The 11214-nt window shown below is 35.3% G+C and carries 9 protein-coding genes; all 9 read left to right on the top strand.

Going from position 1 to position 11214, the window contains the following annotated elements; translation table 11 throughout:
• The first annotated feature begins 31 nt into the window (after nucleotides 1-31).
• Entirely contained in the window at nucleotides 32-1021 is a 990-nt protein-coding gene (locus tag FLL45_RS05340) for a TauD/TfdA family dioxygenase (RefSeq protein WP_210247115.1), read from the top strand.
• An 80-nt stretch (nucleotides 1022-1101) separates the two neighbouring features.
• Nucleotides 1102-1944: a CmcI family methyltransferase gene (locus FLL45_RS05335; protein WP_142940941.1), complete on the top strand. Its 843-nt coding sequence runs from the start codon at nucleotides 1102-1104 to the stop codon at nucleotides 1942-1944.
• 112 nt (nucleotides 1945-2056) lie between these two features.
• Entirely contained in the window at nucleotides 2057-2638 is a 582-nt protein-coding gene (locus tag FLL45_RS05330; RefSeq protein WP_281282191.1) for a CmcI family methyltransferase, read from the top strand.
• A 38-nt stretch (nucleotides 2639-2676) separates the two neighbouring features.
• Nucleotides 2677-3393: an aspartate/glutamate racemase family protein gene (locus FLL45_RS05325; protein ID WP_142940939.1), complete on the top strand. Its 717-nt coding sequence runs from the start codon at nucleotides 2677-2679 to the stop codon at nucleotides 3391-3393.
• A 40-nt stretch (nucleotides 3394-3433) separates the two neighbouring features.
• A complete protein-coding gene (locus tag FLL45_RS05320) occupies nucleotides 3434-4387 on the top strand; it encodes a TauD/TfdA family dioxygenase (RefSeq protein ID WP_142940938.1) in 954 nt (317 codons plus the stop codon).
• A 224-nt stretch (nucleotides 4388-4611) separates the two neighbouring features.
• Nucleotides 4612-5607, top strand: a complete 996-nt coding sequence (locus FLL45_RS05315; RefSeq protein WP_142940937.1) for a PLP-dependent cysteine synthase family protein — start codon at nucleotides 4612-4614, stop codon at nucleotides 5605-5607.
• Nucleotides 5608-6100: 493 nt separating this feature from the next.
• Entirely contained in the window at nucleotides 6101-7339 is a 1239-nt protein-coding gene (locus tag FLL45_RS05310) for a beta-barrel domain-containing protein (RefSeq protein WP_142940936.1), read from the top strand.
• Nucleotides 7336-9483 carry a peptidase domain-containing ABC transporter gene (locus FLL45_RS05305; protein ID WP_142940935.1) on the top strand — a complete coding sequence of 716 codons (2148 nt, stop codon included), beginning with the start codon at nucleotides 7336-7338 and terminating at the stop codon, nucleotides 9481-9483. The genes FLL45_RS05310 and FLL45_RS05305 overlap by 4 nt, the downstream gene beginning before the upstream one ends.
• A 566-nt stretch (nucleotides 9484-10049) precedes the next feature.
• Nucleotides 10050-10859, top strand: a complete 810-nt coding sequence (locus FLL45_RS05300) for a nucleotidyltransferase family protein (protein WP_142940934.1) — start codon at nucleotides 10050-10052, stop codon at nucleotides 10857-10859.
• Nucleotides 10860-11214: the final 355 nt, after the last annotated feature.

The raw sequence follows: 11214 nt of genomic DNA, 5'->3' as shown, positions 1-11214 counted from the left end.
AGAACTACAACATTTTAAATTGGTGAGTAATATGATGCAAAACACAATAGATAATACTGTGAAAAAATTAGAAAAACTAGGAGGTGAAAGTATTTTACTTCCGGTTGATGTTGCTGCGGGTGAACTAAATACATGGCTGCAAAGCAATACTGAGTCAATAAAAACATTATTAAACAGCTATGGCGCTGTCGTTATTAGGAAGCTACCTATTCAAGGTAGCAAAAAGCTAGAGCGAGTATTGACGACTTTATTTGATGATAAGCTTCTAGAATATAATTATCGCTCAACGCCGCGAACTAAAATGCGAGGTAGAATCTATACTTCTTCTGAATATCACCCGGAAGAAACGATCGGTTTACATAATGAAAATGCCTATTCAAATGAATGGGCGATGCAAATTGCTTTTTATTGTGTTAAACCTGCAGAAGTAGGTGGCGCTACACCCATTGCTGACAGCAGAAAGGTTTATCAAGCTATACCTGCCGAGATTCGGGAAGAGTTTGAGCGTAAAAAATTGTTATATGTTAGGAACTATGGAGATATCGATTTACCTTGGCAAGAAGTCTTTCAAACGAATGACCGAAAAGAAGTAGAAGAATTTTGTAGTAATAATGCCATAAATTTTGAATGGCGAGGTGACAATGATTTACGTACTAGTCAATTAGCTGGGGCTGCTTATAACCACCCCAAAACGATGGAGAAAGTATGGTTTAATCAGGCCCACTTATTTCACGTCTCTAGTTTAGGTGAAGATAACGAAAAAAGCTTATTAGACACATTTGAAAAAGATAACTTGCCAAGAAATGTTTACTTCGGTAATGGTGATGAGATTGATGCTGATATGTTAAATATTATTAGAAAGGCTTATGAGCAGAATATGATAACGTTTGATTGGCATGAAGGAGACTTAATGCTGCTTGATAATATGTTGTTCTCACATGGAAGGCAACCTTATAGTGGCAGTAGGAGAGTGTTAGTAGGAATGGCAGGAGTTATGAATGCAAGTTTATTAACCAATTAACGAAAGGTTTTGTTTAGTGACTTGTTAATGTTTAAACAAACCGCATAGTTTTGCGGTGCTAATGTTGCGGGATAATAAAAATGAACCAAGAAATCGATTTGAACGAAATCGCTCATTTAGCATTAGAATGTAAAAAGTATTTTCATTATTCAGGGATAGATGGTAGGACGCACTGTTTTTCTCGGTTATTCAAAAAGCCGGAAAGAACACTTGAGGTAATGCAAGCTGCCTTCGGTTTTACCGAAGACAGAATTTTAGAAGTTATGCACGATGTACTAAGCGATAGATTTATCTCTTTTGAGCAACGTCTGAGTGAGGAAATGGATAATGATCTTACCCTATATAACTTTTTCCTTTCGCAAGGGTATCGTAAAGGTTTAAAATGGAAGAACGTCGCTTTAGGGAAAACTTGTTATGATATTGGGATATATCAGCAGTTAATTCAAGAACTACAGCCAAAAACCATTATTGAGTTAGGGACCGGGCTTGGGGGCAGTACACTGTTTTTTTATGATACATGCGAGACATTTCAGTTAGATTGTGAAGTTTATACAATCGATATAAATGAAGCTGCCGTAGATCAAGAACTGTTTGACAATAAGGCCATTACATTCATCCCAGGAGACGTGATTGATATTGAGCAATTACTCCCTCAGTCAAAACTGCAAGAGTTGCCTCATCCATGGTTAGTGGTCGATGATAGCCATCAACACATTCCTGTTGTATTAAATCATTTGTATCCGCAACTAGCCGTAGGCGATTATTTGATTATTGAGGATATGATATTTCCGAAGGAGGTTAAACAAGTCGCAGAAGGGCTTGAAAGCCTTACTGACTGCTCGCTAATGGTTGATACTAACTACACTGATATGTTTGGTAGAAACTGTACCTGTTCACCAAACGCTATTTTTTGTAAGTTTTAGATTAGCAGATATTTCATACAGAGGTATAATTGTGGAAGAATTAGAAAATCGATATGTAAACTTTTCTGACAGAGAATATTTGAGCACTATACATAATTTTTATAGTGATTTCATGCCTGACTATTTGGCTAAAGTCAAACATACGAAGTGGAACTATTTAAAGTGGAAAGGACTTACTTTAATGAAAGATCCTATGAGTCTGTCAATCTATCAACAAATGTTACAGGATATAAAGCCCAAAACAATTTTAGAGTTTGGAACTTTTGAAGGCGGATCAGCACTGTGGATGAGTGATTTACTCAAATCATTTTCAATCGACTGTGATATTCACACATTTGATATTAACGATGATCGAGTAAACCTACCTAATAGTGAAAATATATTCTTTCATCATTTGGATAACCATAAAATAATCGAATATGCTGAAAAAAACAAAACATTCTTTGAGCAGTTAAAGCATCCTATATTGGCGATTGAAGACTCTCATGAGAATTCTAGCGAGTTGCTTCATGTGATCGATGGTTACCTAACCAGTGGAGACTACCTCGTAATTGAGGATACTTTGTCAGAATGGAAACATGAAATGTTAGAAAAGTTCGCTTTAAATTACAACTATCTCGTTGACAGCCACTATTGTGATTTTTGGGGCTATAACAACAGTTGGAACTTAAATTCATTTCTAAAGAAAATTTAAGCTAGAGTTTTAAATGAGTTATTTGGAGATTTAAGCTTTTGTTTCTCAATCAACATAAAGTTATTGGTATCTTGGGCGGTATGGGACCAAGGGCAACGATTGACTTGTATGAATCAATATTGTCGCAAACTAAAATTGAAAAAGAACAAGATCATATTTCCACTTTAATTTTTAGCAACCCTAAAATACCTGATAGAAGCCAAACGTTATTCCGCTCAAATGTGAAATTAATTACGTATCTACAACAAACAGCGATAGCGCTGGAATCTGCAGGAGCTGATGTGATTGTTATTCCGTGTAATGGATCGCATATGTATTTAAACGAAATTCAAAACGCTATTCAGGTTCCAGTTATTAACATGGTTGAAAAAACTATCGACTATGCTACTAACAGTGTAAATTATCAAGATGGTGTTTTGCTGTTAGGCACAGCGGCGACTTACCAGGCTGGTCTGTATGAAAAATATGCCTTGAATAATAATCTAAAATTAATTCTGCCCACTGAGCTTCAAAAAGTAAAGTTAATGGAAGCAATCTATAATATTAAAATCGATTCTAAAATAACCTCTGCAAAACAAACCATTTTAGAAATAATCAATTATTGGAAACTTCCTTCGATTTTTGGTTGTACAGAGATCCCTTTAGTATTGAATAATAACGACTTAGACTTCGATGTAATCAACCCAACCCAAATACTTGCAGAGGCTGCTATTAACTTTATTGTTGAGCGAAAAGCTATCGAGTGTTTAATCTAATTTATAAATTATGTCTACGGTCCGAGCAACGAGTTAATAAATGAAAAAATTATCTAAAAAACTGATAGATGGATTAGTTGTTTTGTCAGCTGAGCCAACTAGAGAGCCTTCAGCGTTGTTTAACTGGCAAAAGAATAACCAACAAGAATTTGAAAAACTGTTATATGAGTTTGGAGCTGTATTATTTAAAGGATTTAATATTGATTCAACCGAAAAGTTTAATGAATATATAGAATCATTACCATTCAACAAGTTAAACTATATTGACGGTAACTCACCACGGACCAAGCTAAAACAGTCCGTTTATACATCGACGGAATTTCCTGCTGAATATGAAATTTCTATGCATAACGAACTTTCTTACTCAAATAGCTGGCCAGATCGACTTTATTTTTGTTGTGTTACCGCACCTCAATCATCGGGTCATACTTTGATTGCGGATTCTAGAAAAGTTTTAGCAGATTTGCATCCATCAATTGTTGAAGAGTTTTCTAGTAAGGGTGTCCTTTATACTCGCTATTTGCATAGTGGTCATGGCATAGGGCCGTCTTGGAAAGAAACATTCGAATGCGAAGATCAAAAAGCGTTTGAAAAAGCGTGTGTCGATAAAAAAATTCACTATGAATGGCATGAAAACGGTGGAGTCGCGCTAAAGCAAACAGCCGCTGGAGTAATTAATCATCCCGTCACAAAGCAACCGGTTTGGTTTAATCAAGCAGACCAATTTCATGTTTCTAATTTACCTGACCAAGTATCATCTACACTTGAGATGCTAACCAATGGTGATAAAAGCAAATATCCTACCTATGCCTATTTTGGAGATGGATCAGAAATACCTTTAGATATGTTAAATGAGATTAGGCGAATATTTAAAAAACATACGGTTTATTTTGAGTGGCAAGTTGGTGATTTGCTGTTGATTGATAATGTGTTAACTGCTCATGGAAGGTCACCATTTAAAGGTGAACGAAAAGTTTTAGTCGCTATGACCTAGTATGTCTGAAATCTTCTAATTACGAGTTGAAATTTGGAGTAATTCTTGAAAGCGGGTAGCGACTATTATATATTAAATAAACTAATTTACGGGCTTAAGACTAAATACAAACCACACCTTGTTGTGATTAAATTTCTTATACAAGAACAATATTAATTCTTTTCTAAAATTGGATGTTTGTATTTCGCCCGTAAAATTTGTTCATAAGCGAGGAACCTGCTTTTATGGCCATTGACTCTAATTTATATTGCCAAACGATTGGTAAAACTCCTTTAATTAATATCTCAAACTTAGTGAAGCCTGACGGAGCTAAGTTACTCGCTAAATGCGAGTACGCAAATCCCGGAATGAGTCTTAAAGATCGAATAGCATCACATATGATTCATACGGCGATTAATAATGGTCAGCTAAAATCCGGCGATACACTTGTATGTGCTTCAAGTGGAAATACAGGATGTAGTGTGGCAATGATCGGGTCAATGCTAGGAATTAAAGTGATCGTAGTAACATCAGCCAAATGCAGCGAAGAAAAACAAAACCATATAAAAGCCTACGGCGCTGAGCTGATGATAATGCCGGATACAGATTACATGGCAAAAGCGAGTGAGCTGGCTATAAAACACGGCTATTTTGATATTAATCAGTATTCAAATCCAGCAAACCCAGAAGCTTATTATAAGACGCTTGGACCAGAAATTTGGCAAGAGACTCAAGGAAAGGTTAGTCATTTTGTAATGACGGGATCTACTTTTGGGTGCATATCCGGAACTGGCAGATACTTAAAAGAACAAAACGCTGAAATTAGAGTTATTCTCGCAGATCCTGATGGCTCAAACATGCATGATTATTACTACAAATCTTTTAAAGAGAATGATAATGACTTTGCTGTTGGAGCGATGAAACCGTTTATCATAGAGGGCGCAGGTAAATCTAAGCCGACTCCTTGCCTAAACTTCAATGTCATAGATGACGTTGTAAAAGTTAACGATCAAGAAGCTATTAACATGTGTTATAAATTAGCCAATACCAATGGATTATTAGTTGGCGGAAGTAGCGGTTTAAACGTGCATGCTGCTGTTGAAATAGCGAATTCGCTAACATCAGAGCATATTATAGTGACATTGCTTTGTGATAACGGCGTTAAGTATCTATCTAAAATCTTCAATAGTCGATTTCTAACTCAAAATAACATTAAAGTAGGCGCCGCTCAAACCGCATAGTCAAACAGGATCTCATGTGTGAGAAGTTTTTGCATGTTGATGTTCTCGAAAAGAGATATAAGATCGGTTAACTTTATTGACATTATTATTTAACCTGGTAACTGACAAAAAGAACACGCTAACCATCTGATTAATATAGATTATCTCCTTAAATATTTTTGATCGCGTTGGGTTGTGTATACGCTTAAAAAAGGTTACAGTAACTTGTCTTGATTCTTTTCAGTAGCGATACATGCTTGCAGCCTGCGCGACTTAAGCGTTCTAGATAGATTCTAGAGAACAATTTTTTGGATATCGTGAGCAATCAGAACAAGCGCTAAAAATACTAAAGCCAATGAAGCTAAATCTCCACTAAATTTATGACATAGTAAGTTTTTATTCGAACGAATTATGCGTTTAAAGTGTGAGCTAGGGTAAGTATCGATAAGCTAATCGAGCTAAATCTTCATCAATTAGCACTTAGTTGCCACTAAAAAGGTTAAAAGTAAAAAGTATGTCGCAACCATTTACCATGAAACGAACCAAGTCTCCAAGGCTATTGGGCGAAGTAGTCTTGTTTCAGACGCCGATTAATACTTGGATTACCAGTTTTATTGTTCTTATTGTTGTTGTTTCTTTGATTTATTTATTAAATGGTGAGTACGCGAAAAAGTCTAAGGTAAATGGAGTAATTATTTCAAGTATGGGCATAGCTAGAGTCAAAGCTAAAGCCGGCGGAACGATAGAAAAACAATTTTTTAAAGCTGGGGATAAAATAAAAAAAGGTGATGTTCTTTACTTAATATCGACTAAAAGACGAAATTTACAAAACCAAGACCACGATGCCAGCATTTTAGCAGAACTTAGACGCTCGAAAGAAATTCTCCAGAGCAAACTAGTTAATTTTCAAGAATTAAATAAATTACGACTCGAATCGCTCAATAAGGACTTAGCTGGAAAAAAAATCGAGTTAAAGTCACTTATCCGACAAAATCAATTGTTAACTGATAATGCTAGAATCTCACAAGAAATGTTAACGGGGCTAAATCAGCTTAAACAACAGAATTTGGTGTCTGAGCAAACCTATAACCAGTCTTACGAAAAGAATTTGGGGATTAGCCTTAGGCAAGAAGAGATGGCTCTACAGGTTTCGAATATCGAAAATCAGATAGCTCGCTTGAATAGCCAGATAAAAGAACATCCCATTCAGTCAAAGATTCAAGAAAATGAACTCCAGGAGTCAATCAGTTCGCTCAACCAACGAATTGTCGACGTTCTCGCGAGACGCGATTACACAATTGTTTCGCCCGTAGATGGCATAGTCGCTACAAATTTAACCAAGCTTGGGCAAATTGTACAACCCGGACAAGCACTTCAAACAATACTACCCGATAATTCTAAATTTCAGGCAGAGCTTCATATACCTTCGCATGCTATTGGTTTTGTAAAGTCAGAACAAGTTGTTTATATGCGATATAGTGCCTTTCCTTATCAACATTATGGGCTGCAGAAAGGATTTATTGCCGAGGTTTCAAGCGTGATTTCTCATCCAGCAGAATTACAGCAAGGTGTTGTTGTAAGTAATCCCGTATATAAAGCGATTGTTAATTTAGATTCACAAACCGTAAGAGCTGCAGGTAAGGATGTACCATTGCATGTAGGCATGACTTTAGAAGCTTCAGTAACCCTAGATTCCAGAAATATTTGGCAATGGATTTTAGAACCGATATTTAGTTTGAAAGGTAAATTATGATATTTGATTTAGATGTTCTAAAGTTCACGAACAGAAAAAAACTATCTATAGTTCTGCAAGCTTCTGAATCAGAAACTGCATTAGCTTGTATGACAATGTTGGCCAATTATCACGGTAATAATGTAGATTTAAGCCAGGTGCGAAGCGAATATTCTCTATCTAGTCGCGGTACTACCATTAAATGTTTAATGAATTTAGCAGAAAATATGGGCTTTTCTTCAAGAGTTATAAAAGTATCGATTGAAAAACTAAACCGCTTACAAACACCTTGTATTTTAAGCTGGGGTGAGAACCACTTCGTTGTATTAAACAAAATTAAAAATAAAGTTGTACATGTCCATGATCCGGCGATAGGTGCTTGTGAATATTCATTTGAAGAAGTTGCTGCACATTTAAATGGTGTTGCTTTAGAGCTCACGCCATCGGTTAACTTTCAAAAGACCGATAAGCCACCAGAAGTTAAGTTGTCTAGCTTTTGGTCAAAAATAGTCGGACTAAAATCAACCTTAATAAAAATATTCCTGCTCTCAATTACTTTGCAAATGATTGCAATAGCGATGCCTTTTTACATGCAATTTGTGATAGATGACGTGCTAGTTGCAAGAGATCTAGACCTATTGACAATTTTAGCAATCGGATTTTCGTTATTATTACTGCTAGAAATAGTTAATTTTGGTATTCGTACTTTAACTGTGGCAGTTATGGGAAACCAATTAACTTTGCAACTTAATGCGAATGTTATTCAGCATTTGTTTAAGCTGCCATTGCGTTACTTTGAAACTAGGCATATTGGCGATGTAATGTCTCGAATATCATCCTTAAATACAATAAGGCAGGTTTTAACCACTACAATAATCGAGAGTCTGGTTGACGGGATTATGATTATTGGGTTGTTAGCCGTCATGTATTTCTACAGCCCGATGCTTGCTAATATAGTAGTGTCAGTCACAGTAATATATTTTCTATTTCGCCTAATATATTACGGACCATATAAGAATAACAAGCGAAAATTGATAGTTGCTAAAGCAAAACAAAATACAAACTTGATTGAATCTGTGCGAGGAATGCAAACTGTAAAATTGTACAATCAAGAGAACGAGCGACTTAATCAATATAGTAACTTGAACGTAGAAGCCTGTAATCATGGTATGCAATCTGAAAGGCTGAAAGTCTTATTTATTCTATCTGAGAAGCTACTTACTGGCGTTGAGCAAATAGTAATTGTTTATTTTGCGGCTAAATTGGTTATTTCTGGAGAATTGAGTGTGGGGATGATTTTTGCCTTTTTATCCTATAAAACTCAATTTAGAGAAAAAGCTGTCAAATTAATTGAAGGTATTATTACTTATAAAATGATGTCGCTAGATTTAGAGCGCCTCGCAGATATCGCATTAAGTGAGCAAGAGCAAAATAGGGGAGTACTTGACAATGATTACTCTATTGATGGAGATATCGAGCTAAAAAATGTATGCTTTAGATATGCTGACGATGAAAAGTTTGTCTTGAATAATGTGAGTCTAAAAATAAAAAATGGTGAATCAGTTGCGATTGCTGGAACGTCGGGTTGCGGAAAGAGTACATTAGTAAAGATTATACTTGGGTTATTAACACCCACTTCTGGTGAGGTGTTTGTCGATGGTCAAAATATAAAAAAGATTGGTTTGCAAAATTATCGTTCTACGGTAGGTTGTGTGATGCAAAGTGAAACTTTACTCGCTGGAACAATACTCCAAAATATTTCATTTTTTGCCGTTGATCCAGATATAGAGTTGGTGAAAGAGTGTGCGAAAAAAGCCGGAATTCACGAAGACATCATGTCAATGTCCATGGATTATCACTCCTTAATAGGTGACATGGGGGCTTCGCTATCTGGTGGTCAAAAGCAGCGCATCGTTATCGCACGAGCGCTTTATCGAAATCCTAGCGTATTAATTTTAGATGAAGCTACGTCAGCTCTCGATACTGAGACAGAAAATGAAGTTATTAATTCATTAAAAAATATGAAAATGACACGTATTTTTGTTGCGCATCGTCCACAAACAATACGTTCAGCTGATCGCGTAATTAAGTTTGACAACGGTATTGTCAATGAATCTGAAGATTATGCGCCAAAGGCTGAAGCGAAAGAGCCTGCACTTGCATAGAAGTACTAATTACTTTCTTCTTGGTTTTCAGCTTTATTCCGTAAAAATCCCATGTGTTTGAGAGCTACAGATAATTTTCCAATAATCCATCCAGTAATGAAAAAGGAAAAACTAACTGCATATTTAAAATAGATTTTTAGCTTTTGCTTTCTTGGATTTGGTTTAATAAATAAGTAGGTAATCAAAGCTATTATTATTAAAATTAGAGCCGTCGATGTAGTCACAATTTGACCTCAGTAAAAGAGTGGCCTTATTGTTAGCTCTACAGACTGTTTTGTCTATAACTTAGTTCAACTTTTTTATGAAAAATCTCTAATTTATGTTAAATTATCATGCTCAATTAATAGCGAGTAAAACATCTTTTGTAATTCAAAACAAAAGCCAAATAAAAATATAAATACTCATGAGCGCTTTACAATTTGAAAGTGCTACTTTAAAAGCAGGGCTGAAAAGCATTTTCTTAACTCCGATCTTTTGAAAGTGTTTTTTCGGCAATATTTTTAAACTGTTTCTCACGCATGAGATCATGCAAGGGCTAAAATAATATAATTTTTGTAAGGATAAGTATGTCCGTTATTAAACCAATTGGTGAATTATTTGAAGTTGATAGTGAAGGCTTTTTTATTAATCCTTGTGACATAAGTTTAATCACTTCGCCCTGGCTTGAAGTAGTTAACCTGACTAAGGAAGCTTATTTAGCTAACATTGCTAATGATATTCATAGCATTTATGTTCGTGGCTCCGTTGCAAAAGGAACGGCAGTAGAAAGAAATTCTGATATAGACACTTTCGCAATAATTAAGGCTGGAGTGACTCATGTAAATACCGACTGGTTTAGCCAATTTCAATCTGAAATGACAGAACAATCTGGTTTTCATACTGGCGTGGAAATGGGCGTGCTTTCATATGATAGCGTCTTTGATCCTCAAAAACGTTACTCACTCCAGTTTATGATTAAGTTACAAACTGCTTGCATACATGGCGAAAATGTCGCTAATTCTATTGGTAATTTTAAACCTGGCAGCTACTTAACTAATGATTTATTCAATTTTAAAAAAATAGTCTCCAAGTGTTTATCAACATTGCAAGAGATATCTAAAAAAGAAGATATAGAATATCTTTGTAGTTGGATAATGAAAAAAATTATACGAACTGGATTTTTACTCGTTGCTGAACGTGAGAATTCGTTTTCAAGAGATTTGTATCCGTGTTACAAGAGTTTTAGCAAGTATTATCCTACTTACGAACCACAAATGAGGTTTGCTCTTGAATCAGCTATCGTGCCTGTTACGGATAAGCTAACATTAACTAAATTTATCTCTGAATTTGGACAATGGTTATTATGCGAAATAGATGCGTTATCTTTGCATAGTTGATTTAATCATCAAAAATGAATTTGAACTTTATAAAATATATTTTTAAGCTCAATGTTACGCTTTTATGAAAAATACTGTTTGTTTTTATTCTGAAATGGATTAGTATTGTGGAGTATTGATGAGTGCGCCATTACATCAGTTTTACACTTATAGCAATCTCTAAAAGCGATTTAGAAGGATAAAAAATAAGCGCAACGCTGGCGATTTTGTGTAATGGACTTGGAATTGATAAGTAATAAACGACTAAAAACAAATTATAGCCTCAGAGATAATGGAACTTAAATACTAAGCGCACGATTCGGCTAGCTAATATTCGATAACTAAATTGTTTTAGCGCGATTTAAACGCAAGAAAA

Source organism: Aliikangiella marina (genome assembly GCF_007004765.1).
Lineage (GTDB): Bacteria > Pseudomonadota > Gammaproteobacteria > Enterobacterales > Kangiellaceae > Aliikangiella > Aliikangiella marina.
The sequence above is the reverse complement of the archived record's forward strand: the minus strand, read 5'-3'. Positions and strand labels throughout refer to the sequence as shown.

Bases quoted from the DNA above. Each gene is read 5' to 3' on its own strand.
- FLL45_RS05340 (WP_210247115.1), top strand. From the start codon at position 32: ATGATGCAAAACACAATAGATAATACTGTGAAAAAATTAGAAAAACTA.
- FLL45_RS05335 (WP_142940941.1), top strand. From the start codon at position 1,102: ATGAACCAAGAAATCGATTTGAACGAAATCGCTCATTTAGCATTAGAA.
- FLL45_RS05330 (WP_281282191.1), top strand. From the start codon at position 2,057: ATGCCTGACTATTTGGCTAAAGTCAAACATACGAAGTGGAACTATTTA.
- FLL45_RS05320 (WP_142940938.1), top strand. From the start codon at position 3,434: ATGAAAAAATTATCTAAAAAACTGATAGATGGATTAGTTGTTTTGTCA.
- FLL45_RS05315 (WP_142940937.1), top strand. From the start codon at position 4,612: ATGGCCATTGACTCTAATTTATATTGCCAAACGATTGGTAAAACTCCT.
- FLL45_RS05310 (WP_142940936.1), top strand. From the start codon at position 6,101: ATGTCGCAACCATTTACCATGAAACGAACCAAGTCTCCAAGGCTATTG.
- FLL45_RS05305 (WP_142940935.1), top strand. From the start codon at position 7,336: ATGATATTTGATTTAGATGTTCTAAAGTTCACGAACAGAAAAAAACTA.
- FLL45_RS05300 (WP_142940934.1), top strand. From the start codon at position 10,050: ATGTCCGTTATTAAACCAATTGGTGAATTATTTGAAGTTGATAGTGAA.